A 25,452-nucleotide genomic window follows, 5' to 3' on the forward strand; every position below is an offset into this window, starting at 1 on the left:
CGCCTCCGAAGCCCGACGCAGGCCGGGGGCGCGCGCCGCGTCACCGGCCGCGCGGTCGGGTCAGCTCTGGCCGGGGTCGGGCGTGGGGTTGGACGTGGGGCTGGGGCTCGGCGTGCCGCTCGCGGGCGGGTCGGACGGGGTGTCCGGCGGCGTCGTGGGACCGGTCGAGCCGCCGTCCGGCGGGGTCGTGGGGCCGGAGTCCGGCGGAGTGGTCGGCGTGCCCGAGCCGGGTGGCGTCGTCGGGGACGTGTCGCCGGGCTTGCTCGGGGTGCCGCTCCCGGGATTCCCGCCCTCCGACGGCGAGGAGCCCACGGGGGACCGGGCGGGGGCGCCCGTGGTCGACGGTGAGCCCGGGGTGCCGGGCGCGGAGCCCTGGCCGGGTGTGCCGGCGGGCGCCGGCCGGCCGTCGAACGCGCTCGTCACCGGGTTCCCGGACGGGTCGGCGCCGCCGGTCGAGCGCTCGGAGCCGGTGAGGCCGGGCGGCGGGGTGCCGGTGACCGCGGTCGTCTTCGCCGACGCGGGATCGGTGCGCCCGCTGCCGGCCGTGGGGACGAGCGAGGCGGCGCCGCCGCCCTTCGCGGTGGGCCAGGAGACCAGCAGGCCGATGACGGCGGCCGCGGACGCGGCGACGCCCGCGACGGCGCCGAGGCCCTTGGACCACACGCCGCGCTTCTGCCGCGGCCTGCGGTCGGCGTCACCGATCACGACGAGCGGGCTCGGGGCGGCGACGCTCGGCAGCGGCCGCTCGGCCTCCGCCTCGCACGCGGCGAGGACCTGGTCGCGCAGCCAGCCGGGCGCCTGCGCGGGCGCGCGCTTGGCGAGCAGCTGCGGCAGCCTCCCCTTCTCGAACGCGGAGATCAGCTCGAGCTGCGGCCCGGCGGCGCCGCGCATCAGCGTGTCGAGGACGGCGCGCTCCAGCCGGGACCGGGCCGCGTTCAGCAGCTGGACGACGGTGTCGGGGGCGAGGCCGAGGACGCGGGCGATGTCGCGGGTCTCCAGCCATTCGCCGGCCCACAGCAGCAGGACCTCGCGGTGGTCGGCGCGCAGGGAGCCCGCCGCGCGCAGCAGCGGGTCGGGGTCGGCGAACGGCAGCCCGCCGGGCGGCGTGCCGAAGGCGCCGCGCTCGGCGCACGCGGTCCGGGACAGGGAGTAGAGCCAGAGCACGCTGTCGCCCCGCGGCGGCTGGTGCACCGCCGCGGCGAAGGTGTCGCCGACCGCCGCCGCCGCGAGCTGGTCGCCGACGAGCGACCAGCAGTAGGCGTACAGGCGGGCGGCGTGCGCGTCGTAGAGCGAGCCCAGGTCGCCGCGCATGTGACCTCCCGGTCGTCTCCGCTGCTGGCACCGGGCTGCACGAATGCGTGCATACCGGTTGGTAGCGGGACTCTAGCGCCTCGGGTCAACCAGTGAGAAGCCGGGGAGTGAACATCGAGTCGAATAGCCACAGAAAGTAATCACTTTGATAGCAGGCAGTCATGTTCACCCAGATTTAAGGAAGTTCCCGAAAATTCGCTGATACCTGATCCGGTTCAGCAGGGAAGGATTCGAACTCGTTATCGAGTTTTTCCGGGAGGTCGCGTGCCACGGCTCACCGAGGACGGTGTCTACCAGCACATTTACGGCGTCTGCTTCAAGACCGGCCCGCCCGGGACGGTCGGCGCGGAGACGGAGTGGTTCGTCGTCGACGCCGCCGACCGGGCGGCCCACGTGCCCGCGCGGCGGGTGCGGATGCTCGTCGACGAGGCCGGGCCGCCGCCCGGCGGAAGTGCGGTCACCTACGAGCCCGGCGGGCAGCTGGAACTGAGCTCCGCGCCGTTCCGCGGCGTTTCCGAGCTGCATTCGGCGCTCGCCGGGGACATCGCGCACGTGCGGGACGCGCTCGCGCCGGCCGGGCTGGACCTCGTCGGCCACGGCGTCGACCCCGTCCGGCGGCCCCGCTTCCAGGCCGAGCACCCCCGCTACGGGTGCATGCGCGACTACTTCAGCGCGGGCGGGTTCGCCGACGCGGGCCTCGCGATGATGTGCTCGACCGCGTCCGTCCAGGTCTGCCTGGACATCGGCGCCGACCGCGCGGACGCCGCCCGCCGCTGGCGGCTCACCCACGCGCTCGGGCCCCTGCTGATCGCCGCGTTCGCCAACTCGCCGCTGAAGGCGGGCCGCCGCACCGGGCTGCGCTCGTCCCGGCAGGCCATCTGGACCGAGCTGGACCCGTGCCGCACCCTGCCGGTGCTGCGCGACGGCGCCGACGGCGATCCCGCCGAGGCGTGGACGCGGTACGCGCTGGACGCGCGGGTCATGCTGGTCAAGACCGCGTCCGGGGAGTGGGTGTCCGACCCGGGCATGTCCTTCAAGGAATGGCTGGACAAGGGCGAGCCGGGCCCGCAGGACCTGGACTACCACCTGTCCACGCTGTTCCCGCCGGTCCGTCCGCGCGGCTGGCTGGAACTGCGGATGATCGACGCGCTGCCCGCCCGGTACTGGCCGGTGCCCGTCGCCGTCGCGGCCGCCCTGCTGGACGACCCGGCCGCGTCCGCCGCCGCCGAGGAGGCCGCCGAGCCGGTCGCGGGGCTGTGGGCGGAGGCGGCCCGCTCCGGGCTCGCCGACGCGTCGCTGGCCGCCGCCGCGCGCACCTGCTTCACGGCGGCGCTCGACGCGCTGCCCCGGATGGGCGCCGCCGGGCTCGTCCCGCTGGTGGAGGAGTACGCGCACCGCTACGTCGAGCGCGGCCGCACCCCCGCCGACGACGGCCCCGCCGGCGACGGCGCCCGCGACCACCGCGGCGCCCACGAACAGCATGACGCTCCCATCACGATGTCCGAGGAGGACCCGACATGGCCCCGCTGAGCTCCCCGGGCCCGATCGCCGAGCACGACGAGGACGCGCTGAAGGACCTGATCGCCGAGGAGCTCGGCGGGGTGCGCGCCCGCAGCTTCGGCCTGACCACCGACGTCCTCGACGGGGACGACCTCACCTCGCAGGTGTCGCCGCTGATGTCGCCGCTGGTCTGGGACCTGGCGCACGTCGGCAACTACGAGGAGCTGTGGCTGCTGCGGGCCGCCGCGGGCACCGAGCCGATGCGCCCGGAGATCGACGGCCTCTACGACGCGTTCGAGCACCCGCGCGCCGAGCGGCCGTCGCTGCCGCTGCTGCCGCCGGACGAGGCGCGCGCCTACATCGGCACGGTGCGCGCCAAGGTGCTGGACGCGCTGGCGTCCGTGCGGTTCGACACGGCGAACCCGCTGACGTCCGGCGGGTTCGTGTACGGCATGGTCGTCCAGCACGAGCACATGCACGACGAGACGATGCTGGCGACGCACCAGCTCCGCAAGGGCGCTCCCGCCCTGCTCGACCCGCTCGCGGAGCCCTCGCGGACGCCCGCCGCCGCGGCGCCCGCGGACAGCGCGGCCGGGGGCGAGGTCCTCATCCCGGCCGGCCCGTTCGAGATGGGCACCTCGGACGACCCCTGGGCGTACGACAACGAGCGTCCCGGCCACATGGTCGACCTCCCCGCCTACTACATCGACGTGGAGCCGGTCACCAACGCCGCCTACCTCGCCTTCATCGAGGCGGGCGGCTACGACGACCCGCGCTGGTGGACCCCGGCCGGCTGGGAGTGGCGCAACGGCGGCGGCAAGCGCGCCCCCGCGTTCTGGACGAGGGAAGGAGGGCAGTGGCTGCGGCGCCGGTTCGGGCGCACCGAGCCCGTCCCGCCGCGCGAACCCGTCCAGCACGTGTGCTGGTACGAGGCGGACGCCTACGCGCGGTGGGCCGGCAAGCGCCTCCCCACGGAGGCCGAGTGGGAGAAGGCCGCGCGCTGGGACCCGGCCGCGCAGCGGTCACGGAAGTACCCCTGGGGCGAGGTCTACGAGGAGGGCCGCGCCAACCTCGGGCAGCGGCTGCTGCGCCCGTCCGAGGCGGGCTCCTACCCGTCCGGCGCGTCGGCCTACGGGGTCCGGCGGCTCATCGGCGACGTGTGGGAGTGGACGTCGTCGGACTTCCACGGCTACCCGGGGTTCCGCTCGTTCCCCTACAAGGAGTACTCCGAAGTGTTCTTCGGCCCCGACTACAAGGTCCTGCGCGGCGGCTCGTGGGCGACGCACCCGCTCGCCGTCCGCGGCTCGTTCCGCAACTGGGACTACCCGATCCGGCGGCAGATCTTCTCCGGCTTCCGCTGCGCGCGTTCCGCGGTCGCCGGGGGGCGTGGGGGGTCGTCCCCCGGCGAGGCGCAGGCCGGGGAGGGGCGCTGAATGTGCCGCCATCTCGGTTACCTCGGCCCGGAGCGGACGCTGCACTCGCTCATCTACGAGGGGGAGCACTCCCTGGAGCACCAGGCGTACGCGCCGCGCTTGACGCAGGGGAACCTGCTGAACGCCGACGGGTTCGGCGCCGGCTGGTACCAGGACGGCGCCGCCGTCCGGTTCCGGCGGGCCCAGCCGCTCTGGACCGACCAGTCGTTCCGCGAGGTCGCGGGCGCCGTCCGCGCGTCCTGCGCCGTCGCGGCGATCCGCTCGGCGACCGTCGGGTTCCCCGTGGACGAGTCGTGCGCGCAGCCGTTCCGCGAAGGGCCCTGGCTGTTCAGCCACAACGGCAAGGTCGAGGGGTTCGCCGGCGTCGAGGCCAAGCTGCGCGACCTCGCCGGCGACCTCGCCGGCGTCCCGGACGCCCGCGCCCCGCTCGACTCGGCGCCGCTGTTCGCGCTCGCCGTCCGGAACTGGCGCGGCGGCGCGTCCCTCGGCGAGGGCCTCGCCGCGGTCGTCGGGGCCGTCACCGGCCTCACCGGCGGCCGCTACAACCTGCTCGCCTCCGACGGGACGGCCCTGGCCGCCACCACCTGGGGCGACTCCCTGTTCGTCCGCGAGGACGCGGACGAGATCCGGATCGTCTCCGAACCGCTGGACGACCGGCCCGGCTGGCGGCCCGTCCCGGACCGCTCGCTCGTCACCGCCGGACCCGCGTCCGGCGTCCGCATAGACCCGCTGTAGGAGGACCACGTGGACCGGTTCCTGACCGCCGACGACCTCGCCAAGACGCTCCGGAAGGACGTCCGGGAGGGGCTCACCGGCACGCCGAAGACCCTGCCGCCCAAGTGGTTCTACGACGAGCGCGGCAGCGCGCTCTTCGAGGAGATCACCAAGCTGGAGGAGTACTACCCGACCCGCCGCGAGCGCGAGATCCTCACCGCCCGCGCCCCCGAGATCGCCGCGATCACCGGCGCCCGCACCCTGCTGGAGCTGGGCGCCGGGTCGGGGGAGAAGACCCGGCTGCTGCTCGGCGCCCTCGACGGGACGCTGCGCGCCTACGTGCCGGTCGACGTCAGCGGCGACTTCCTGGAGGAGGCCGCCGCCGGGATCGCCGCCGACCATCCGGGCCTCACCGTCCGGACCGTCGTCGCCGACTACGAGCAGCACCTGCACCTGCTGCCCGCCGGGGAGCGCCGGCTGATCGCCTTCCTCGGCGGGACGATCGGCAACATGCCGCCCGCCGCCCGCATCGGGTTCCTCGGCGGGCTGCGCGCCACCATGGACGACGGCGACTTCCTGCTGCTCGGCGCCGACCTCGTCAAGGACCCCGGACGCCTCGTCCGCGCCTACGACGACGCGGCCGGTGTCACCGGCGAGTTCAACAAGAACGTGCTCTCCGTCATCAACCGCGAGCTGGACGCCGACTTCGTCCCGGACGCGTTCGAGCACGTCGCCGTCTGGGACGGCGCCGAGGAGTGGATCGAGATGCGGCTGCGCTCCACCCGCGACCAGGACGTCCGCGTCGGCGGCCTCGACCTGGACGTCCGCTTCGCGGCGGGCGAGGAGATGCGCACCGAGATCTCCGCGAAGTTCCGCCGCGAGCGCCTCGCGTCCGAACTGGAGGCCGCCGGGATGGAGCTCGCCGAGTTCTGGACCGACGAGGCGGGCGACTTCTCCCTCACCCTCGCCCGCCCGGCCCGCTCCTGACCCCTCGCCGATGTGCGGCGTGCCGTTGTCATCAGCGCTCATGACAGCGCTGGTGACGACGGCGCGCCGCGGCTCGGCGGCCGGTGTCAGGCGGGGCGGCGGAGCGGGTGGGCGAGGCCCAGGCGCCTGATGTCGGCGGTGAGGCGGGTCGCCACGTAGCGGTGGCCCGCCTCGTCCGGGTGGGTGCCGTCCCGCTTGATGTACTGGGGCGCGTTGCCCTGGTGGGTCAGCCGGTTCCCGGTGATCCACCGCTCGGCGAGCGGGTCGACGAACGGGACCGCCATCTGCGTCGCCAGGTTCCGGAGCGCGTTGCGGACGGCCAGCTCGTTCTGCGGCGGCGTGTCGTTGCCCCACAGCGGCCCCATCAGCACGACGTGCGTGCCGGGCCAGCGCTGCCGGGCCCGTTCGAGCAGCGCGCGCGCCGCCGCCGCGACGCGCGGCGGCTGGACCCGCCAGTCGTTGTGGCCGCCCGAGACGATCAGCAGGTCGGGCGCGGGCCGCCAGCCGAGCTGGCTCTCGAACAGCTGCAGGAACGACTGCCCGCCGACCGTCTTCACGAAGCCGGTGCCGGCGCGGCCCGCCACGATCACCTGCCAGCCCATCAGCCGCCCGGTCGCCGACGCGTACGTCGTCTCCGGCCGCACGCCGCGGTCCCCGACCGTGTAGCTGTCGCCGAGGAAGAACACCACCGATGACCGCGGGGCCGCCTTCTTCGGGGCCGGGCCGTCCGCCCGTGCCGTCCGGGGGCCGGGCCCGCCGGTGCCGCCGCACCCGGCCAGCAGGGGCAGGCCGAGCAGGCCCAGGCACAGCAGGAGGGTCGCCGCGCCGCGTCGGGCGCGGCGAGATGTCATGGAGGACCACCAAAAAGTCGGGTGAGAATGCACCGGTATCTTACTGACCCCCTCCCGCCCCACGGGCCCGTCGCGCGAAACCCCGCGGCCCGTTTCGGGCGGCCCGGCGCCCGGCGCGGGCCATCCCCGGCTACACCCGCCGTTCACCGGGTCCTCACGCCGCGTCCCGCACCGCGCAACCCGTCCCCGAGAGGGTTCCGCGGTGACCCCCCGACGCCCGCGGCTCCGCGAACTCGACCTGCTCCGCTTCCTGGCGGCCATCGCCGTCGTGCTGTACCACTTCACGGGATTCGGCGGCGCGGGGCCGTGGCCGGAGCACGCCCGCGAGGTGTTCCCCGGGCTGGGCGCGGTCACCCGGTACGGCTACCTCGGCGTCGACCTGTTCTTCGTCATCAGCGGCTTCGTGATCCTGATGAGCGCGTGGGGGCGCTCGCCGGGCGAGTTCGGCGTCTCCCGGCTGGTGCGGCTGATGCCCGCCTACTGGGCGAGCGTGCTGCTCGGCGCGGTCGTGTACGCCGTCTTCCGGGAGGGGCACGGCGTCCCCGGGCTCGTCGTGCCGAACCTGACGATGCTCCAGGGCGGGCTCGGCATCGAGAACGTCGACGCCGTCTACTGGACGCTCTGGGTCGAGATGCACTTCTACGTGCTGGCGGCCGTCCTCGCCGGGATCGGCATCACCTACCGGTCGACCCTGGTCTTCATGGCGGCGTGGATGTTCGGCGGCGTCTTCGCCGACGAGGCCGGCAGCAGGTTCCTGCAGATCATGCTGGTGCCGACGTGGAGCCCGTACTTCATCGCCGGCATGGCGCTGTACATGATCCACCGGTTCGGGCCGACGCTGCTGCTGTGGGGATACGTGGCCGTGTCCTACCTGCTGGCGCTGCACTGGGGCGGCTGGCGCGCGGACAGTGCCTTCAAGGGCTCCGCCCACCTGCCCGTCGCGGCCGCCGTCACCGGCATCTTCCTGGTGATGATCCTCGTCGCGACGGGCCGGCTGAGCTGGGTGCGGTGGCGCGGCCTGACCGTCCTCGGGGCGCTGACGTACCCGCTCTACCTCGTCCATTCGCAGCTCGCGCTGCCGCTGCTGGACGCGCTGTACCCAGGGCTGAACCGCTGGGCCGCGCTCGCCGCCGTCATCGCGGCGTCCCTGGCGCTCGCCTACGCGGTGCACCGCCTGGTGGAGAAGCCCGGCGCGACCTGGATGCGGGCACGGCTGCTGGCGTCGCTGGAGCCGATCCGGTCCGCGAAGCCCCGTCCTGCCGGGGACGCGCCCGCCGCGGATGTTCCCGCGGGAGACGCCGTCGGGGACGTGCCCGCCCCGCGCGCCCCCGAAGCGGCACCGGAACTCGCCGCCCGCTGACCGTCCGGCCCCGGCGGCCTATGTTTGTCGGTCATGGCCATAGGGGTGGACGCCGCGGCAGTGGTTTCGACGGCGGTGAGCCTTGCCCTCGTACCGCGCCTCGTGCGGAACGGCAATGCCGGTGGGACAGCCGGACGCGCTTGGGCCCGTCCGGAGGTGTTCCTCGCTCTGGTCGTGGCGCTCGTCTACATCAACCAGGTGCTCGTCACCGTGTACCTCCTCCGCGTCCACGGCGGGGACACGTCGTTCATAGCGCGCTACGTGCCGGAGGGCTGGTTCGCGCTGGAGGACGGGCCGTCCATGCGCTCCTTCGCCGCACACTTCCCTGAACCCGCGCTCCTTGCCCCGTCCCTGCTGCGCGTGCCGGGGTTCCTTGAGCTGCCCTTCGGGCTGCTCTCCTATATGACGGTGCTGCGGTGGCTGGATCGCGGACTCTACAGGCGCCTCGCCACGTCATGGACGGTGTGGGCCGCGTCCCTCTCCTACACGTTCTCCTTCTGCGTCGTGGAGTGGGTCCTGCACACCCCTTACACAGTGGACGACATCATCATCCGCGCCTGCAGCGGCCTGGTGACGCCCTTGCTCATCCAGTGGCTCGCCCGGCAGGACACCGACGCGCCCACGGTCTCGTCGCTCCCGCAGATGCTCCTGTTCGCCGTCTCCGTGTGGGCACTGGGCCAACTGGTGCTGACCGTCTACGACACGGCGCTCCTCTACAACCTCGGGCATCTCGGCGGACGCCTGCCAGGCGCGATCGTCACGGCGGTGATCCTGGTGGCCGCCCGCTGGCGGGCCGCCCGGACGCCCCAGGGCGGTGAACCGGGGCTCGCATCGGCCTCCATCGGCACGGGGCTGCGCTGGGCGCTCGCCCTCTTCCTCATCCCGGCACTGGCCGTCCGGTACGGCGTCAACTTCGGGACGCCGCTCATCGCGGGCCTCGCGGGCCTGCTCATCTGCGCGGCGGGCGCCGTGCACGCGCTCCGGGAAGGACTCGCCGGCGCCGGGAGACGCCGGACGATCCTCTGGGCCGCCCAGATCGCCGCCGCGTCGCTCACCGGGGGAGCGGCCGGCACCGCGGCCGTCCTGCTGGTGACCGACACCTATTACGAAGCCGGTGTGCTCCGCGCCGCCGCACTCTGCTTCGCCGTGGCCGTCGCTGTGTGCGCGCTCACGGACCGGTGGATCGACCGGCGGTCCGCGGCCCCTCCGGAAACGGCCGTTCCGGAGGTGTGACGTTTCCGGAACGGGGTGCGCTGAGGGAGATGTAGGTGGTCGCCCGATGTGAGCGGGCATCGGGCGACCACCCTCCTCCGGCGGGTCCGTCTCCCCCGGTCGGACCCGCCGGAGGTCGTACTTATACAAGCCAGGCCCAGGGCGCTCGCCTGGCGGCTCGCACCCTGACCTTGCTTGGGCGAGCGCGAACTCGCTTCGCGAGCTTCCCGGTGGGGGCTCGCCTCCGGCTTCGCCCCCACCGGTCAGATAGCGCGCTCGCGTGATGGCTCAGCGAGTCGCTCGGTCCGGGAGCGTGAGGGCGAGAGCCGCGTCAGGCGGGGACGTCCTGGGGGCGTAGTTCGTCGGCGTAGCCGACCGGCAGGCGGCGCATCAGGCCGGACTCGTCGATGGAGTACTGGCCCATCCGGCACAGCGGCGGCGAGTACGCGTGGATGGAGACGCTGGCGTCGGCCACCCCGGTGAGCCGGTGGATGTGGTCAGGGCCGAAGCAGAACGAGGCGCCCTCGGCGACGACCGTGCTGGCGTGCGCGCCGCCGATCCGCGGGTTGCTCTCCTCGATGGCGCCGCTGACGACGCGCACCGCGCCCGAGGACACGTCGTGGTCGTGCCAGCCGGTGTCGTCGTCCGGCGTCCAGCACAGCAGCCACACGTCCACGTGCTCGTCCCGGTGGAGCGAGGCGTAGTGCCGGCGGCCGCCGCCCGGGAACTCGACGTACCGCCGCCACAGCTCCGGCCGCCCGGCGAGGTCGTCCACGAGAGCGCGCAGCTCGCGCTTGCCGAGGGTGCGCTCGGGCAGGTCCGCGAAGCCGGGGGTGCGGGGCAGGACATCGTGGGACACGGTGCGCTCCTTTCCATGACGGGACGGGCGACGCGGTGAACAGCGAAGACGGCTACTGAACCGCATCAGTTAACCGCTTCAGTGAAACGGTTCAGCAACCGTCCCGTCAAGTGGGGTCCCCCGTTCTGTCAGCGGGGCCGTCTAGGGTTGGAGGGATGTCGGAGAGGCGCAAACGCGCGACCATCCGTGAAGTGGCCCGGGCGACGGGGCTGTCGCCCGCCGCCGTCTCCTACGCGCTGCGCGGCATCCAGACCTCGGAGGAGACGCAGGAGCGGGTCCGGGCGGCGGCCGAGGAGCTCGGGTACGAGGCGCACCCCATCGCCCGCGCGCTGGCCAGCGGCCGCACCGACCAGGTCGGGCTGCTGTGCGGGTCGCTGGAGGACTACTGGCAGCAGTCCCTCGCCACCGGGATCGGCCGGGCGCTGCTCGCCCGCGACCGCTACGCGCTGATCGTCGACGCCGGCGGCGACCCGGAGCGGGAGCTGGCGCTCGCCCGCCGGCTGCGCGACCAGCGGGTGGACGGGCTGATCGTGCAGCCGCTCGACCCGGCCGCGCCGTTCTGGGCGGAGCTGTCGGAGACGGTCCCGGTGGTGTCGATCGGCGACGCCCTGCACGGCGGGCGGTCGCAGGGGGAGGTCGTGTTCGACAACCGGCGCGGCGTCACGCTCGCGCTGGAGCACCTGCGCGACCTCGGCCACGAGCGCGTCACCGTGTTCACCCCGACCCAGGCGAGCACGCCGGACCGTCCCGCGGACGTGCACGTCAACGCCGAGGCCGAGCGGCTCGGGCTGCGCGTCGACGTGGTGGTGGTGCCGCAGGCGCTCGCCGAGGCCACCGAGGTCGCGCTGCGCGTGCTCGGCGGCTCCGACCGGCCGACGGCGGTGTTCTGCTTCGCCGACTCCATCGCCTACGGGGTGTACGCCGCGACCCGCGAGCTGGGCCTCGCCGTCCCCGGCGACGTCGCGGTGTGCGGCTACGACAACCATCCGATGTCGGCGCTGCTCACGCCGCCGCTGACGTCCGTCGACTGGGACATCGACGGCATCGTGCACGCCGCCGTCCGGCTGATCGTCGACGTCATCGACGGCAAGCCGCGCAAGCGCCGCGTGGTGCGCGAGCCGTCGCTGCGCGTCCGCACCTCCACCGGCGGCCCGCCCTCCTAGGGGTACAGGAGCGCGAGGCGGGGGAGGAGGTCGGCGGCGACGGCGATGTCGGCGTCCAGCGGGCGGTCCTCCACGCGCGGGTCGAGGACGGCCCCGGCCAGGTCGAACGCCGACCGCAGCGGCCCGCCGGACGGGGCGCGCCCCTGCATCCGCAGTGCCCGGACGGCCGCGACCAGCTCGCAGCCGAGGCCGAGCCGGTAGGCGGCGACGGCGTCGGTGGTCGCGCGGGCCGACTGGGTGGAGAAGCCCGCGTGCTCCTCGACGCCGCGCGACAGCACGGCGCTGCCGAGCGCGGCGGGGGTGGCGAGCCGGCGCACGTCGGCGAGGCAGGAGTGCGCGACGTACTCCAGGATCATGATCCCCGAGGACGCCTCGGTGGCGCCCTGGAACGGGTAGAGGCCGGTGAACGACGGCTCGGCGAGCGTGCCGAGCCGCGCGGCGGCCAGGGCCATCGTCTGGAACAGCGCGGCGCGGGCCGCGTCGAGCGCGAGGCCCACGTAGGCGGTGTGGAAGTTGCCGTTGTGCCAGACCGTCCGCCCGGCGACGTCCACCAGCGGGTTCTCCGCCGCCGCGTTGATCTCCCGGGTGACGACCTGCTCGGCGTACCCGGCGGCCTCCAGCGCCGGGCCGTGGACCTGCGGGAACGCCCGGTAGCCGTACGGGTCCTGGATGCGCATGGGGGCGGGCCGGTCGAAGGCGAGCAGGGTGCGCATCGTCTCGGCCGCCTCCCGCTGGCCGGGGTGGGGGCACGCGTCCTGCACGGGCGGCGCGTACGGCTCCTCCGACGCCCGTACGGCGAAGTGCGACAGCGCGGCCACGACCGTCGAGGCGCGCAGCATCCGCCGCAGGTCGGCCACCGCGAGGGCCGCCTCCCCGAGCGTCGCGGCGTTGGAGCTGATGAAGGCCAGCGCGTCGGCGGACTGGAGCCGGTAGCCGGGGCCGCGCTCCGGCGCCCCCTCCGGCCCGGCCAGCCAGGACCGCTCGCCGAGCAGGCACAGCGCGGTCGACGCCAGCGCGGTCAGGTCGCCGGTGCCGATCGCCCCGTACACCGGGACGGGCGGGAGGAGGCCCAGGTTGAGGACGTCCGCCAGCGCTTGGAGCGCTCCAGGTTCGACGCCCGAGCCGCCCGCCGCGATCTGGTTCAGCCGGACGGTCAGCATCGCCCGGACGATCTCCGGCGCGACCAGCGGGCCCGCCCCGGCCGCGTGGCTGCGCAGCAGCCGCAGGCCGTGCGCGTCGGCGTCCTCCCACTCGACGTCCACGACGCGGTTGGCGCCGACGCCGGTCGTCCGCCCGTAGACCGGCTGGGAGCCGGCGACCTCGCGGGCCACCCGCCAGGCCGCGCGGGCCCGCTCCACCCCGCCCGGCGCTATGGCGACCATCACATCCTCGCGGGCCGCGACCACCACCTGGGAGCAGGTGAGCGAGGTCCCGTCGATAACGATTCGGCTGTTCTCCACGGGGCTACGCTACTTTCCCCTAATTTCAGGTAGTTATCCTCAAGAACCGACGTTCCGGACAAGGCGGGACTCTGACGAGACGGTACACATTGGCTACGGTTGGGGAGAAGGCCGAAGTCGATCATCGGCGTTGCGACGCCCAACGAGGACGTGAATCGTTTGATCACCTTTGAGGGCGTGACCAAGCGCTACCCGGACGGCACCGTCGCCCTGGACGACGTGAGCCTGGAATGCCCCACCGGGCGGATCACCGTGTTCGTCGGCACCTCCGGCGGCGGCAAGACCACCGCGCTGCGGACCATCAACCGCATGGTCGAGCCCACCGCCGGGCGCGTGCTCATCGACGGCCGCGACGTCCGTGAGCGCAAGCCCGCCGAGCTGCGGCGCGGCATCGGTTACGTCATCCAGCACGCCGGGCTGTTCCCGCACCGCACCATCGAGGACAACATCGCCACTGTCCCGTACCTGCTGCGGTGGAACAAGAAGAAGGCCCGCGCCGCCGCGCACGAGCTGATGGAGCGGGTGGGCCTCGACCCCTCGATGGCCCGCCGCTACCCGTTCCAGCTGTCCGGCGGGCAGCAGCAGCGCGTCGGCGTCGCCCGCGCCCTGGCCGCCGACCCGCCGATCATGCTGATGGACGAGCCGTTCAGCGCCGTCGACCCCGTCGTCCGCGCCGAGCTGCAGGACGAGTTCCTGCGCCTCCAGGACGAGCTGCACAAGACCATCGTCTTCGTCACGCACGACATCGACGAGGCGATCAAGCTCGGCGACCGCGTCGCGGTGTTCCAGACCGGCGGGAGGCTCGTCCAGGTCGACGCGCCCGAGGACCTCCTCGCCCACCCCGCCGACGACTTCGTCGCCGGGTTCATCGGCCAGAACCGGGGCATCCGCACCCTGTCCTTCGCCGCCACGGGCGGCCTGCGGCTGAGCGAGGAGGCGATCCGCCCGGCGACGGCGGACGCCGCCGACGCCGCCGCCCTGGACTGGGCGCTCGTGGTCGACGGGGACCGGCGGCCGCTCGGCTGGGTGCGCCCCGGCCAGGTCACCGGCCCGCTGGGGGAGGCCCCGCTCGCGCCGCTCGGTGCCACGTTCCGCCCCGGCGAGGACTCCGTGCGGGCCGCGCTCGACGCGGCCGTGCTGTCCCCGGCCGGGCTGGCGGTCGCCGTCGACGGCGGCGGAGCCGTCCTCGGCACCGCGGGCGGCGCCGACCTGCTCGCCGTCCCCACCCACGGGTTCCCCGGCGACGACCCCGTCGAGGGCCCGGCCCCCGCCGGCGACCCGGCGCCCGCCGACGCGCCCGTGAAGGGCGGTGCAGGCGACTGATGGACATCGACTGGGGCTGGATCGGCGACCACACCGGCACGCTCGGCGACCACGCCCTCATCCACGTGCGGCTCGCGCTGCTGCCCGTGCTGTTCGGGCTGCTCATCTCGCTCCCGCTCGGCGTGCTGTGCCGGCGCTGGCCGTGGATGTTCCCGCCGGTCCTCACCGTCGCGAACATCCTGTACGCGATCCCGTCCCTCGCCCTCTACATGGTGTTCGTCCAGTACACCGGCCTGACCGAGTCGACGGTGATGATCCCGCTGACCCTCTACAGCCTGTCGGTGCTCGTCCCGAACGTGGTGGACGGGCTCGGCTCGGTGTCCGAGCCGGTCCGGCAGGCGGCGACCGCGATGGGCTTCGGCCCGCTGCGGCGGCTGGTGCGGGTCGAGCTGCCGATCGCGGTGCCGATCGTCATCGCCGGCGTCCGGGTCGCGGCGGTCTCGTCGATCAGCCTCGTCGCCGTCGGCCAGCTCATCGGCCAGGGCGGGCTCGGCTACGACATCCTGCGCGGCTACCAGCTGACCTTCCAGACGCAGATGATCGCCGCGTCGGTGCTGATCGTGGCGCTCGCACTGGTCACCGACGCCGTCCTGGTCGTCGTCCAGCGGCTGCTCACTCCGTGGGCCCGGGCGCGAGGAGCCTCATGAACGACGTGTGGAACCAGATCGACCTGTCGTGGACGTGGCTCACCGCCTCCGCCCACTGGCACGGCGACGACGGCATCACGCACCGGCTGCTCCAGCACCTCGTCTACAGCTTCGTGCCGCTGGCGTGCGCGGCGCTCATCGGCCTCACCTTCGGCCTGATCGCCGGGCACACGGGACGCGGCGGCTTCCTGGCCGCCAGCCTCGCCAACGTCGCCCGCGCGATCCCCACCCTCGGCCTGGTGCTGATCCTCGCGACCGTCGAGTTCAGCGTCGTCCCCGTCCTGATCGCCCTGGTGGCGCTGGCCGTCCCGCCGATCCTGGTGAACACCTACGAGGGCGTCCGCAGCGTCGACGCCGACGCCAAGGACGCCGCGCGCGGCATGGGCATGACGGGCTGGGGCGTGCTGTGGCGCGCCGAGGTGCCGATGGCGCTGCCGCTGATCCTGCTCGGGCTGCGCACGTCCGCGATCCAGGTCGTCGCCACCGCCACCATCGCCTCCATCGCGGGCTTCGGCGGCCTCGGCCGCTTCATCGTCGACGGCCTGGCCCGCAACGACTACCAGCTGGTCGTCGGGGGGACGGTCCTGGTGGTACTGCTGGCGCTGATCGTGCAGATCGTGTTCGCGGTGCTGCGCCGCCTCGTCGTCTCGCCGGGCCTGCTCGGCTCCGCCCGTTCCTCCTGACCCTTACAACAGAAGGAAAACCCATGAAGCACATCATCCGTGGCGCGGCCGTCGGCCTCGTGGCCGCTCTGACGCTGTCGGCCTGCGGCGGCGGCGGGGGCGGCGGCGACGACAAGAACCCGCTGTCCGGCGGCGGCGCCGCCAAGGGCACCATCACCGTCGGCGGCGCGAACTTCCCCGAGAGCGGCCTCATCGGCGAGATCTACGCGCAGGCGCTGGAGGCCAAGGGCCTCAAGGTCACCCGCAAGTTCAACATCGGCGCCCGCGAGATCTACTACGACCAGGTCGTCAAGGGCGGCATCGGCGTGATGCCCGAGTACAACGGCGCGCTGCTGACCACCTCGGTCGACAAGACCAGCACCGCGTCCACGACCGACGAGGTCAACGCCGCCCTCAAGGCCAAGCTGCCCTCCTCGGTGGAGATCCTGGACTCGGCGCAGGCGGAGGACAAGGACTCGGTGACGGTCAACCCGCAGACCGCGTCCAAGTACCACCTGAAGAGCATCGCCGACCTCAAGCCGGTCGCGAACCAGCTCACGATCGGCGGCCCGTCGGAGTTCAAGACCCGCCAGCAGGGGCTCGTCGGCCTGAAGAAGGTGTACGGCCTGGAGTTCAAGAAGTTCCAGCCGTTCGACGCGGGCGCCCAGGCCACCCTGGTCAAGCTGCTCACCGACGACAAGATCCAGGCCGCCGACCTGTTCACCACCGACCCGACCATCGTGCAGAAGAAGCTCGTCGTGCTGGAGGACCCGCAGCACGTCTTCAGCGCGCAGAACGTGACGCCGCTGGTCAACAAGTCCGCGGTGAACGCGCAGGCCACGGCGGCGCTCAACGCCGTCTCCGCCAAGCTCACCACCCAGGACCTGCTGGACATGATGAAGCGGATCGCCATCGACAAGGACGACCAGGAGAAGGTCGCCAAGGACTGGCTGACCAAGAACGGCCTCGCCTGACCCGCCCCCGCGAAGCCCGCCGCGCGCCGCGCGGCGGGCTTCCGCCTTCCTCGGCAGGAGGAACGATGCACGACTGGCGGATCGATCCCCGCGAGTACGCGCGCCATGAGGCGCGGCGCGGCCGCCGGTTCGCGTTCGACCGGCTCGTGCCCTCCCGCACGGCGCTCGTGGTGATCGACATGGTGCCGTTCTTCGTGTCCGGCAACCGGTACGCGCGCGGCATCGTGCCGAACATCGACCGCCTGGCCGGCGCCCTGCGCCCGGCGGGCGGCACCGTCGCGTGGGTCGTGCCCGGCGCCCCCGAGCGAACGCCCGCGGCCGACGAGTTCCACGGCCCGGCCACGGCCGAGTTCTACCGCACCAGCGGCGGGACCGGGCCGCTGCCCGGCCGCCTCTGGCCGGACCTCGACGCCCGCCCGTCCGACCTGTTCGTCGAGAAGACGGCGCCCAGCGCCTTCTTCCCCGGCCGCTGCCCCCTGCCGGACCTCCTGGACGGCCGGGGCGTCGACACCGTCCTGATCACCGGCACCGTCACCAACGTCTGCTGCGAGTCCTCCGCGCGCGACGCGTCCACGCTCGGCCTCCGCGTGATCATGGTCGCGGACGCGAACGCGGCGCGCAGCGACGCGGAGCACAACGCCACGCTGCACACCGTCTACCGCTCCTTCGGCGACGTCCGCCCCGTCTCCGAGGTCCTCGCCCTGATCGCCGGGCCGTAAGGCGCGCCCTTTGTCAGCGGGTGCGCAAACGGCGGGGGGCACGGTGTCGTTTTCGTAGCAGCGGTGCCGGGGCGAGCGTCCCTACTCTCGGGCCATGACGGCCGGGAACCGGACCCGGCGGCACGCGGGCGGCGCACGGGGCCGCCCGCAGGAAGGACGGCCATGCGCCCGCATTCCCTCATCGCCCGTCGAACCTCCACCCTCTTCCGCGCGCGGAACCTGGCCGCCGCGGCGGCGCTGACCTGCACCGCGCTCGCGGTGCCCGCGGTCGCGCCGGCGCCGCCCGCACGGGCGGACGCCCTGCCCCCCGACCAGATCACGATCACCGTCGGCGGCGCGCCCGCCTACCGGCTCGACGGCGGCCTGCTCTCCGGCGGGATCGCCGTCCTCGACGCCACGCCCGACTACAACACGACCAAGGTCCAGGGCCAGGGGACGCTGCGCGGAGCCGAGGGCGGGAAGGCCACCGTCCGGTTCGCGCTGTCGCGCACGCTCGCCGGGCTGTCCGGGACGTTCGGCCTCCAGGATCCCGCCGCCGGCGTGGAGGTGTCCGCGAACGTCGCCGGCGGGGTGCGGGCCCCCTCGGACGGGACCGTGACCTGGCAGGGGCAGGGAACGGTGCGGCTCGGCGGCCGGTCGTCCACCCGGACGGTCGGCTTCACCGTCCGCGACCGCCACCCCGACCCGGGCGACCACGCCATCCACCTCCTCCACGCGGGAATGCCGCGGGTGGCGATCCTCCGGCTGCCCGACGGCTACGACGGCCGGCCCCTCCCGGCCCTGTTCCACTTCCCGGGCCTGTTCGAGACCCCGCTGTTCGCCGAGTTCTTCGGCCGGATGGCCGACTACGCCCGGACCAGGGGCTTCATCATGATCACGCCGGAGCACCACGGCACCGGCTGGCAGGGCGTCGCCGGCGGCCAGCCCGGCCAGGACGTCGACGACCCCGGTTACGTCTCCGCGCTCCAGGACGTCCTCGTCCGGCGCTTCCACGCCGACCCGCGCCGCCTCTACGCCTCCGGCATGAGCAACGGCGGATTCTTCACCAGCAAGCTGGCCTGCGAGAACAAGCGGTTCGCCGCCTTCGCTCCGGTCTCCGGCCAGCTCCAGGACCAGGGCGCCTGCCACCCCGGCCGCGCCGTGCCCATGGTGATGATCCACGGTGACGCCGACCCGATCGTCCCGTACGCGACCGCGACGGCCGCGGCCCCCTTCTGGGCCCGCAACAACGGCTGCCGGACCACCACGACCGACACCGGCCTGCCCGACACGCACCCGTCCGACGGCACCACCGTCACGGAGCACGCCTACGACGGTTGCCCGGCCGGCGCGCCGGTGATCCTCTACCAGGTCAAGGGCGGCGGCCATAACTGGCCCGGCGGCACGCCGTACCTCGGTCCGCTGCTCGGCGGCACCACCCAGGACATCGACGCCAACGCCGTCATCTGGAACTTCGTGTCCCGCTTCCGGCTCGCCTGACCCCGGCCCGGCGCCAGGCCGGCCCCGCGTCCCGCCCGCTGCACCGACCACAGCCGGGGACTGGAGGTGTCGATATCGCTGAGATAGCGCATCGGTGGCGGTGAAAGCGCAAGCATGTCGGTCTGGAAATGCACTTTCATGCCCATGTCGGGGGCGTACCGCCAAAGGCCCGAAAGCCGCCCGCATCGCCCGCACCCCCGCGATGTGCGAATTGCAGGAAGTGCGCTCCGATCTGCCGGGCCGCCGCCGCGTCCACTCGTCGTGGGCGTTTCACCAGCGGCGGCTTCGGCGCGACGACGCGCCCGCCGTCGTGCGCGGGCAGCACTGCCGCACCCGGTTGGATCCGGTCGGCGACCGCGTACAGTCGCCGCGCAGGGGGCGCGCGCCGGGCGCCTGCGCTCGATGGCCCTCCCGGCGGACGGCAGCGACACCGCGTCCAGCTTGGGTGGTGGGACGGGGCTCGGCTGCGGTGCGGGACGCGCCCCTTCCACGGGCACCGCCGCGGGAACGGCGTTCGGCCCCAGCGCGCCGTCAGCCGGCTCGCCGGACCGTCACCGCGGTCGTCGGACGATCACCGCGGACCGCGGTGATGCCAGGTGCCTCCGGTCGGACTCGAACCGACACTTCAACTCTTTTAAGGAGTTCGCCTCTACCGTTGGGCTACGGAGGCGGGCGCCGGCCGCACGGCCCGTCGCGCGCGCCCGCGCCGCGTTCCGGTGACCGGCCGCGGCCGCGTGTCGTGACCATTCCCATGCCCACCGTGGCCACGGCGCGGCTTTCCGTGGATTCCGCGATCGTGCATGCATTCATCTTGCCCTAGAGTTCGCCGGACTTCAGCGGATATCAGCCCAAGACCGGAAAAGGCCGACCGATGGGACGGCCGGTCGCTGAATGGCAATAATGCCCGGTTGCCTGCCGCCGGCCGGGCGCCGGCGGGGTTCGGGCCCGGGGCGCCGGTCAGGCGGCCACCTTGTCGAGGAAGGCGTGCAGGTTGACGCGCGTGCGGGCGACCTTCTCCTCCAGGGTCAGGGACTCGTCGAGGTCCCCGCCGACCGCGGCCTGCCTCTTCCCGCGCAGGTAGAGCGAGCAGGCGAGGTCCGTGCAGAGGTACCGGCCGACCGTGTTGCCCTGGCGTCCCGCCTCGCCGGTCCGCCGCGCGGTCATCAGGGCGACGCCGCCGCCGGTCCGCGTGGTGAGGCACAGCGAGCACAGGCTGCGCGCGGTGAAGCCGCGGGACGTGCCGGACGTCCCGCGCAGCGCGATCCCGACGAGGCGGCCGCCGCGGTCGGCGACCAGGTAGGCGCGCTCGGGCGCCCCGGGATCTCGCCAGCCGAGGAAGTCCAGGTCGTCCCAGGGGAGGTCCGCGAAGTCCTTGGGCAGGCCGAGCCGCTTGGCCTCGCCCTTGGAGCAGTTGACGAAGGACGTGCGGATGTCGCGCTCGGTGAGGGGTCTCATGTCCGCGACGGTAGTGTTCCTAGGAGTATTAGGCAAATTCTTAACCTCTCTAGGAGGCGGCGTCCGGCGGGTCAGGCGGGCGGGCGGCCGGTGAGGCGGCCGGTCAGGGCGGCGGCGGCCGTCCGGACGGGGGCGGCGAGGCCGGGCCAGGTCTCGGGCGGGTGCCGGTCGCGGCGGAACGTGAGGGCCACGGCGGCGGTGGGGTGCCCCGTGTGGTCGAACGCGCAGGCCGCGATGCTGGCGAAGCCCTCGGTGATGTAGCCGTCCTCGGACGACCAGCCGCGCCGCGCGTCCTCGGCGAGGACGCGGCGCAGCTCGCGCGGGGACGCCGGGCCGCGCCCGGTGCGGTTCACGAAGCGGCCGGGGAACAGGGCTCTGACCTGCGCGGACGGCAGGTGCGCGAGCAGTGACAGGCCGCTCGCGGTGAGCTGGGCGGGCATCCGCACGCCGACGTCGGTGACGAGCGTCGCGTGCCGGGGCGGCTGCTCCTTCAGCAGGTAGAGGGTCTCCGCGCCGTGCAGGACGCCGAGCTGGGCGATCTCCCCGACGCCGTCGACGAGGCGGCGCAGCAGCGGCCGGGCGAGGCGTTCGAGGGGTTCGTGGCGCAGGTAGGCGGAGCCGATCTCGAAGGCGGCGACGCCGAGGCCCCAGCGGCGCTCCTCCGGGATGGAGGTGACGAAGCCGTCCTCGGCCATCGCGGTGAGCAGGTGGTAGGTGCTGGAGCGGGGCAGGTCCAGGGCGCGGGCGATCGCGGAGGCGGGCAGCGGGCCGGGCGCGGCGGCCAGCAGGCGCAGCACCGCCAGGGCGCGGCGGGCGGCGGGGACCTGGCTCATGCTCGCATTGTCTCGTATCCGAGACAGATGTCCCCGTCCGGGCCTGCCCCCGCCCGCCCCGGGCGGGTGGAATCGTGGGTATGGGTTTCGTCATGGGAGACACGAGTGTTCGGGTCGGTCCGGATCCGCTGTCGTTCGAGCAGGTCGTGGCGGTGGCGCGGGACGGCGCGGCGGTCTCGCTGACGGACGAGGCGCTGGAGCTGATCGGGGAGTCGCGGGCGCACATCGAGGAGCTGTCGGCGCGCCCCCTGCCGGTCTACGGGGTCTCGACGGGGTTCGGGGCGCTCGCGACCCGGCACATCCCGCCGGAGATGCGGGCGCAGCTGCAGCTCAACATCGTCCGGTCGCACGCCGCCGGGTCCGGTGCCGAGGTCGAGCGGGAGGTCGTCCGCGCGCTGATGCTGCTGCGCCTGCACACCCTCGCGACCGGCCGGACGGGGGTGCAGCCCGTCACCGCGCGGACGCTGGCCGGGCTGCTGAACGCCGGGATCACGCCGCAGGTGTTCGAGCACGGCAGCCTCGGCTGCTCCGGCGACCTCGCGCCGCTCGCGCACGTCGCGCTGGCGCTGATCGGCGAGGGGCGCGTCCGGGACGCGGACGGCGAGCTGAAGCCCGCCGCCCAGGCGCTGGCGGAGAAGGGCATCACGCCGGTCAAGCTCGGCGCCAAGGAGGGCCTCGCCCTCCTGAACGGGACGGACGGCATGCTCGGCATGCTCGTCCTCGCCATCCGCGACCTGCACGGCCTGCTGACCGCCGCCGACGTCGCCGCCGCGATGTCGGTCGAGGCGCTGCTCGGCACCGACCGCGTGTTCGCCGCCGATCTCCAGGCGCTGCGGCCGCATCCGGGGCAGGGCGCGTCGGCCGCGAACCTGCGGGCGCTGCTGGCCGCCTCCGAGATCATGGAGTCGCATCGCGGGCCCGACTGCACCCGCGTGCAGGACGCCTACTCGCTGCGCTGCTCGCCGCAGGTCAACGGCGCCGCCCGCGACACCCTCGCGCACGCCGAGCTGGTCGCCGGGCGGGAGCTGGCGTCCGCCGTCGACAACCCCGTGGTCCTGCCGGACGGCCGGGTCGAGTCGAACGGCAACTTCCACGGCGCGCCGATCGCCTACGTGCTCGACTTCCTCGCCATCCCCACCGCGGACGTCGCGTCGATGTCGGAGCGGCGCACCGACCGGATGCTCGACAAGGGCCGCTCGTCCGGGCTGCCCGCCTTCCTCGCCGACGACCCCGGCGTCGACTCCGGCCACATGATCGCCCAGTACACGCAGGCCGCGATCGTCTCCGAGCTGAAGCGGCTCGCCGCCCCCGCGTCCGCCGACTCGATCCCGAGCTCGGCGATGCAGGAGGACCACGTGTCCATGGGCTGGAACTCCGCCCGCAAGCTGCGCCGCGCCGTCGACGGCCTGACGCAGGTGATCGCGATCGAGATCCTCACCGCCGCGCGGGCGCTGGACCTGCGCAGCCCGCTGCGCCCCGGGCCCGCGACCGGCGCCGTCGTCGCGAAGCTGCGGGAGGCCGTCCCGCCGCCCGGCCCGGACCGCTACCTCGCGCCCGAGATCGCCGCCGCGGCCGCCATGGTCCGGGACGGCTCGCTCGTCGCCGCCGCCGAATCCGTCACCGGCCCCCTCTCCTAAGGAGCCCGCACATGTCCGGTCCCCGTCCCGTCCGCGCGCCGCGCGGCACGACGCTCACCGCCGCGAAGGGCTGGCCGCAGGAGGCCGCCCTCCGTATGATCCAGAACAACCTCGACCCGGAGGTCGCCGAGCACCCCGACGAGCTCGTCGTCTACGGCGGGTCGGGGCGGGCGGCCCGCAGCTGGGACGCCTTCGACGGCATCGTCCGGTCGCTCGCCGACCTGGAGGGCGACGAGACGCTGCTCGTCCAGTCGGGCAAGCCGGTCGGGATCTTCCGGACGCACGAGTGGGCGCCGCGCGTGCTGATCGCCAACTCCAACCTGGTGCCGCAGTGGGCGACGTGGGAGGAGTTCCGCCGGCTGGAGTCGCTCGGGCTGACGATGTTCGGGCAGATGACCGCCGGGTCGTGGATCTACATCGGCACCCAGGGCATCCTGCAGGGCACCTACGAGACGTTCGCGGCCGTCGCGGAGAAGAGGTTCGGCGGGACGCTCGCCGGGACGATCACGCTGACCGCCGGGCTCGGCGGGATGGGCGGCGCGCAGCCGCTCGCCGTCACCATGAACGGCGGCGTCGCGATCTGCGTCGAGTGCGACCCGTCCCGCATCGAGCGGCGCGTCGAGCACCGGTACTGCGACGTGAAGGCCGACTCCCTCGACGACGCGCTGCGCCTCGCGGAGGAGGCGAAGGCGGCCCGGCGGCCGCTGTCGGTCGCGGTGCTCGGGAACGCCGCCGACATGGTCCCCGAGCTGCTGCGGCGGGGCGCGCCGATCGACATCGTCACCGACCAGACCAGCGCGCACGACCCGCTGATGTACCTGCCGAGCGGTGTCGCGTTCGACGACATGGCCGCCGAGCGCGCCAAGGACCCCGACGGGTTCACCGCCAAGGCCCGCGCGTCGATGGCGGCGCACGTCGAGGCGATGGTCGGGTTCCAGGACGCGGGCGCCGAGGTGTTCGACTACGGCAACTCGATCCGCGGCGAGGCGCAGCTCGCCGGGTACGCGCGGGCCTTCGAGTTCCCCGGGTTCGTCCCCGCCTACATCCGGCCGCTGTTCTGCGAGGGCAAGGGCCCGTTCCGGTGGGCGGCGCTGTCCGGCGACCCGAAGGACATCGCCCGCACCGACAAGGCGATCCTCGACCTGTTCCCCGACAACGAGCCGCTGACCCGGTGGATCCGGATGGCGGGGGAGAAGGTCCACTTCCAGGGCCTGCCGTCGCGGATCTGCTGGCTCGGCTACGGCGAGCGCGACAAGGCCGGCGAGGTCTTCAACGACCTCGTCGCGCGCGGCGAGATCAGCGCGCCGATCGTGCTCGGCCGCGACCACCTCGACTGCGGCTCGGTCGCCAGCCCCTACCGGGAGACCGAGGGCATGAAGGACGGCTCGGACGCCATCGCCGACTGGCCGCTGCTGAACGCGCTGCTCAACACCTCGTCCGGCGCGACGTGGGTGTCCATCCACCACGGCGGCGGCGTCGGCATCGGCCGCTCGATCCACGCCGGGCAGGTCTGCGTCGCCGACGGCACGGCCCTCGCGGGCGAGAAGCTCCGGCGCGTCCTGACCAACGACCCCGGCACCGGCGTGATGCGCCATGTCGACGCCGGCTACGACCGCGCCGCCGAGGTCGCCGCCGAGCGCGGCGTCCGCATCCCGATGCAGCAGGGCTGATGAGCTTCGAGGGGATGTGGGCGGAGCTGCTGCCCGTCGGGCGCGACGCGGGCACCGGCGGGTACCACCGGTTCGCGTGGACGCCGCCGGAGCTGGAGTGCCGCGCCTGGTTCGCCGGCGAGGCGCGCCGCCGCGCGATGCCGGTGGAGCACGACCGCAACGGCAACATGATCGCCTGGTGGCTCCCCGAGGACGGGACGCGGGAAGGGGCCGTGCTGACGGGCAGCCACCTGGACTCGGTGCCCGGCGGCGGCGCGTTCGACGGGCCGCTCGGGATCGTGTCGGCGTTCGCCGCCGTCGACCTGCTGCGCGAGCGCGGCGCGACGCCGCGGCGGCCCATCGGGATCGCGGCGTTCGCCGAGGAGGAGGGCGCCCGGTTCGGGGTCGCCTGCCTCGGGTCGCGGCTGCTGGCCGGCGCGATCGACCCCGCGCGGGCGCGGTCCCTCACCGACGCCGACGGCCGCACGTTCGCCGAGGTGCTGCACGGCGCCGGGCTCGACCCCGAGGCGATCGGCCCCGATGACGACCTGCTCGGACGCGTCGCCTGCTACGTCGAGCTGCACGTGGAGCAGGGGCGGGCGCTCGCCGAGCCGGTCGGGGTGGCGAGCTCGATCGTCCCGCACGGGCGGTGGCGGTTCGGGTTCGCGGGCGAGGGCAACCACGCCGGGACGACCGCGCTCGCCGACCGCCGCGACCCGATGGTCCCGTTCGCCGGGATGGTGCTCGCCGCCCGGGACGCAGCCGAGCGCAACGGGACGGTCGCGACGGTCGGGAAGGTCCGGGTCGTCCCGGGCGGCGTGAACGCGATCGCGTCGTCCGTCACCGCCTGGCTCGACGCGCGCGGGCCCGCCGACGGCGCCGTGCGGAAGACCGTGGAGGAGGTCGGCGCGGCGGCGCGCGAGGCCGCCCGCCCCCACGGGGTGGCGGTGGAGCTCGCGGAGGAGTCCTACACCGAGATCGTCGACTTCAACCTGGCCCTGCGCGACCGGGTGGTCAGGACGCTGGGCGGCGCGCCCGTCCTGCCGACCGGTGCCGGGCACGACGCGGGCGTCCTGTCGGCCCGGGTGCCGACCGCGATGCTGTTCGTCCGCAACCCCACCGGCGTGTCGCACGCGCCCGCCGAGCACGCCGAGACCGCCGACTGCCTCGTCGGAGTCGAGGCCCTCGCCGCGGTACTGGACGACCTGGCCCGCGGGTAGGGAA

At 74.0% G+C, this 25,452-nt stretch carries 22 protein-coding genes and 1 tRNA gene; 16 read left to right on the forward strand and 7 right to left on the reverse strand.

The annotated features are described in order from the left end of the window. Nucleotides 1-60: 60 nt before the first annotated feature. A complete protein-coding gene (locus J4557_RS26665; protein WP_208269463.1) occupies nucleotides 61-1,311 on the reverse strand; it encodes a hypothetical protein in 1,251 nt (416 codons plus the stop codon). Nucleotides 1,312-1,575: 264 nt separating this feature from the next. Between J4557_RS26665 and egtA the strand changes: the two genes are divergently transcribed. From egtA to egtD, 4 genes are read left to right on the forward strand one after another with little or no spacing between them, the layout of a single operon-like run. Next, nucleotides 1,576-2,841 carry an ergothioneine biosynthesis glutamate--cysteine ligase EgtA gene (egtA, locus tag J4557_RS26670; RefSeq protein ID WP_208269464.1) on the forward strand — a complete coding sequence of 422 codons (1,266 nt, stop codon included), beginning with the start codon at nucleotides 1,576-1,578 and terminating at the stop codon, nucleotides 2,839-2,841. After that, a complete protein-coding gene (egtB, locus tag J4557_RS26675; protein WP_208269465.1) occupies nucleotides 2,829-4,244 on the forward strand; it encodes an ergothioneine biosynthesis protein EgtB in 1,416 nt (471 codons plus the stop codon). Before egtA ends, egtB begins: the two co-directional genes overlap by 13 nt. Next, entirely contained in the window at nucleotides 4,245-4,979 is a 735-nt protein-coding gene (gene egtC, locus J4557_RS26680; protein WP_208269466.1) for an ergothioneine biosynthesis protein EgtC, read from the forward strand. A gap of 9 nt (nucleotides 4,980-4,988) precedes the next feature. After that, nucleotides 4,989-5,945 (forward strand): L-histidine N(alpha)-methyltransferase, encoded by a 957-nt coding sequence (egtD, locus tag J4557_RS26685; RefSeq protein WP_208269467.1) that lies wholly within the window; start codon nucleotides 4,989-4,991, stop codon nucleotides 5,943-5,945. A gap of 86 nt (nucleotides 5,946-6,031) precedes the next feature. Here egtD and J4557_RS26690 read toward each other — a convergent pair whose 3' ends face one another. Beyond that, nucleotides 6,032-6,796 carry an SGNH/GDSL hydrolase family protein gene (locus J4557_RS26690; protein WP_208269468.1) on the reverse strand — a complete coding sequence of 255 codons (765 nt, stop codon included), beginning with the start codon at nucleotides 6,794-6,796 and terminating at the stop codon, nucleotides 6,032-6,034. A 202-nt stretch (nucleotides 6,797-6,998) separates the two neighbouring features. Between J4557_RS26690 and J4557_RS26695 the strand changes: the two genes are divergently transcribed. After that, nucleotides 6,999-8,156 (forward strand): acyltransferase family protein, encoded by a 1,158-nt coding sequence (locus tag J4557_RS26695; protein ID WP_208269469.1) that lies wholly within the window; start codon nucleotides 6,999-7,001, stop codon nucleotides 8,154-8,156. Between the two features lie 156 nt (nucleotides 8,157-8,312). Beyond that, nucleotides 8,313-9,389 (forward strand): hypothetical protein, encoded by a 1,077-nt coding sequence (locus J4557_RS26700; protein ID WP_208269470.1) that lies wholly within the window; start codon nucleotides 8,313-8,315, stop codon nucleotides 9,387-9,389. A gap of 310 nt (nucleotides 9,390-9,699) precedes the next feature. Here J4557_RS26700 and J4557_RS26705 read toward each other — a convergent pair whose 3' ends face one another. After that, a complete protein-coding gene (locus tag J4557_RS26705; RefSeq protein WP_307800226.1) occupies nucleotides 9,700-10,227 on the reverse strand; it encodes a cysteine dioxygenase in 528 nt (175 codons plus the stop codon). A gap of 191 nt (nucleotides 10,228-10,418) precedes the next feature. On the opposite strand from J4557_RS26705, the gene J4557_RS26710 reads away from it, so the two are divergent. Next, nucleotides 10,419-11,390, forward strand: a complete 972-nt coding sequence (locus tag J4557_RS26710; protein ID WP_307800227.1) for a LacI family DNA-binding transcriptional regulator — start codon at nucleotides 10,419-10,421, stop codon at nucleotides 11,388-11,390. On the opposite strand, the gene J4557_RS26715 is transcribed toward J4557_RS26710, so the two are convergent. Further along, a complete protein-coding gene (locus J4557_RS26715) occupies nucleotides 11,387-12,850 on the reverse strand; it encodes an aromatic amino acid ammonia-lyase (protein WP_208269473.1) in 1,464 nt (487 codons plus the stop codon). The genes J4557_RS26710 and J4557_RS26715 overlap by 4 nt on opposite strands. A gap of 159 nt (nucleotides 12,851-13,009) precedes the next feature. Here J4557_RS26715 and J4557_RS26720 point away from each other — a divergent pair, with 159 nt between their 5' ends. From J4557_RS26720 to J4557_RS26745, 6 genes are all read left to right on the forward strand, one after another. Beyond that, on the forward strand, nucleotides 13,010-14,173 hold the full coding sequence (locus tag J4557_RS26720) for an ABC transporter ATP-binding protein (RefSeq protein ID WP_208269520.1): 1,164 nt from the start codon (nucleotides 13,010-13,012) through the stop codon (nucleotides 14,171-14,173). Further along, entirely contained in the window at nucleotides 14,173-14,820 is a 648-nt protein-coding gene (locus J4557_RS26725) for an ABC transporter permease (protein ID WP_208269474.1), read from the forward strand. The genes J4557_RS26720 and J4557_RS26725 overlap by 1 nt, the downstream gene beginning before the upstream one ends. Continuing rightward, nucleotides 14,817-15,503 (forward strand): ABC transporter permease, encoded by a 687-nt coding sequence (locus J4557_RS26730; RefSeq protein ID WP_208269475.1) that lies wholly within the window; start codon nucleotides 14,817-14,819, stop codon nucleotides 15,501-15,503. The genes J4557_RS26725 and J4557_RS26730 overlap by 4 nt, the downstream gene beginning before the upstream one ends. 23 nt (nucleotides 15,504-15,526) lie before the next feature. After that, entirely contained in the window at nucleotides 15,527-16,456 is a 930-nt protein-coding gene (locus J4557_RS26735) for an ABC transporter substrate-binding protein (protein WP_208269476.1), read from the forward strand. 65 nt (nucleotides 16,457-16,521) lie between these two features. Beyond that, the gene (locus tag J4557_RS26740; protein WP_208269477.1) at nucleotides 16,522-17,175 is read left to right on the forward strand and encodes an isochorismatase family protein; all 654 of its coding nucleotides are present in this window, start codon (nucleotides 16,522-16,524) and stop codon (nucleotides 17,173-17,175) included. Nucleotides 17,176-17,337: 162 nt separating this feature from the next. After that, nucleotides 17,338-18,654, forward strand: a complete 1,317-nt coding sequence (locus tag J4557_RS26745) for a CE1 family esterase (protein ID WP_208269478.1) — start codon at nucleotides 17,338-17,340, stop codon at nucleotides 18,652-18,654. A gap of 597 nt (nucleotides 18,655-19,251) precedes the next feature. Here the strand turns inward: J4557_RS26745 and J4557_RS26750 are convergent. The 3 genes from J4557_RS26750 to J4557_RS26760 all read right to left on the reverse strand — a co-directional run bounded on the left by J4557_RS26750 (nucleotide 19,252) and on the right by J4557_RS26760 (nucleotide 20,942). Continuing rightward, nucleotides 19,252-19,324: transfer RNA gene (locus J4557_RS26750), tRNA-Leu, on the reverse strand. Nucleotides 19,325-19,611: 287 nt separating this feature from the next. Beyond that, complete coding sequence (locus tag J4557_RS26755; RefSeq protein ID WP_208269479.1) at nucleotides 19,612-20,109, reverse strand: FBP domain-containing protein; 498 nt, start codon at nucleotides 20,107-20,109, stop codon at nucleotides 19,612-19,614. A gap of 71 nt (nucleotides 20,110-20,180) precedes the next feature. Beyond that, nucleotides 20,181-20,942, reverse strand: coding sequence for an IclR family transcriptional regulator (locus tag J4557_RS26760; RefSeq protein ID WP_208269480.1), 762 nt, complete (start codon nucleotides 20,940-20,942; stop codon nucleotides 20,181-20,183). Nucleotides 20,943-21,034: 92 nt separating this feature from the next. Between J4557_RS26760 and hutH the strand changes: the two genes are divergently transcribed. Genes hutH through J4557_RS26775 form a run of 3 tightly spaced genes read left to right on the forward strand, consistent with a single transcriptional unit; the run spans nucleotide 21,035 to nucleotide 25,448 of the window. Further along, nucleotides 21,035-22,579 carry a histidine ammonia-lyase gene (gene hutH / locus J4557_RS26765; RefSeq protein ID WP_208269481.1) on the forward strand — a complete coding sequence of 515 codons (1,545 nt, stop codon included), beginning with the start codon at nucleotides 21,035-21,037 and terminating at the stop codon, nucleotides 22,577-22,579. 11 nt (nucleotides 22,580-22,590) lie between these two features. Beyond that, nucleotides 22,591-24,249, forward strand: coding sequence for a urocanate hydratase (hutU, locus tag J4557_RS26770; protein WP_208269482.1), 1,659 nt, complete (start codon nucleotides 22,591-22,593; stop codon nucleotides 24,247-24,249). Then, complete coding sequence (locus J4557_RS26775; protein ID WP_208269483.1) at nucleotides 24,249-25,448, forward strand: allantoate amidohydrolase; 1,200 nt, start codon at nucleotides 24,249-24,251, stop codon at nucleotides 25,446-25,448. The genes hutU and J4557_RS26775 overlap by 1 nt, the downstream gene beginning before the upstream one ends. The last annotated feature ends 4 nt before the right edge of the window (nucleotides 25,449-25,452 follow it).

This window comes from Actinomadura nitritigenes, from assembly GCF_017573545.1.
GTDB classification, from domain to species: Bacteria; Actinomycetota; Actinomycetes; order Streptosporangiales; family Streptosporangiaceae; genus Spirillospora; species Spirillospora nitritigenes.

Excerpts from the sequence above, each read along its gene's own strand:
- J4557_RS26665 (WP_208269463.1), bottom strand. The coding sequence starts at position 1,311 with ATGCGCGGCGACCTGGGCTCGCTCTACGACGCGCACGCCGCCCGCCTG.
- egtB (WP_208269465.1), top strand. The coding sequence starts at position 2,829 with ATGGCCCCGCTGAGCTCCCCGGGCCCGATCGCCGAGCACGACGAGGAC.
- egtC (WP_208269466.1), top strand. The coding sequence starts at position 4,245 with ATGTGCCGCCATCTCGGTTACCTCGGCCCGGAGCGGACGCTGCACTCG.
- J4557_RS26690 (WP_208269468.1), bottom strand. The coding sequence starts at position 6,796 with ATGACATCTCGCCGCGCCCGACGCGGCGCGGCGACCCTCCTGCTGTGC.
- J4557_RS26725 (WP_208269474.1), top strand. The coding sequence starts at position 14,173 with ATGGACATCGACTGGGGCTGGATCGGCGACCACACCGGCACGCTCGGC.
- J4557_RS26730 (WP_208269475.1), top strand. The coding sequence starts at position 14,817 with ATGAACGACGTGTGGAACCAGATCGACCTGTCGTGGACGTGGCTCACC.
- J4557_RS26735 (WP_208269476.1), top strand. The coding sequence starts at position 15,527 with ATGAAGCACATCATCCGTGGCGCGGCCGTCGGCCTCGTGGCCGCTCTG.
- J4557_RS26740 (WP_208269477.1), top strand. The coding sequence starts at position 16,522 with ATGCACGACTGGCGGATCGATCCCCGCGAGTACGCGCGCCATGAGGCG.
- J4557_RS26745 (WP_208269478.1), top strand. The coding sequence starts at position 17,338 with ATGCGCCCGCATTCCCTCATCGCCCGTCGAACCTCCACCCTCTTCCGC.
- J4557_RS26755 (WP_208269479.1), bottom strand. The coding sequence starts at position 20,109 with ATGAGACCCCTCACCGAGCGCGACATCCGCACGTCCTTCGTCAACTGC.
- J4557_RS26760 (WP_208269480.1), bottom strand. The coding sequence starts at position 20,942 with ATGAGCCAGGTCCCCGCCGCCCGCCGCGCCCTGGCGGTGCTGCGCCTG.
- hutH (WP_208269481.1), top strand. The coding sequence starts at position 21,035 with ATGGGAGACACGAGTGTTCGGGTCGGTCCGGATCCGCTGTCGTTCGAG.
- hutU (WP_208269482.1), top strand. The coding sequence starts at position 22,591 with ATGTCCGGTCCCCGTCCCGTCCGCGCGCCGCGCGGCACGACGCTCACC.
- J4557_RS26775 (WP_208269483.1), top strand. The coding sequence starts at position 24,249 with ATGAGCTTCGAGGGGATGTGGGCGGAGCTGCTGCCCGTCGGGCGCGAC.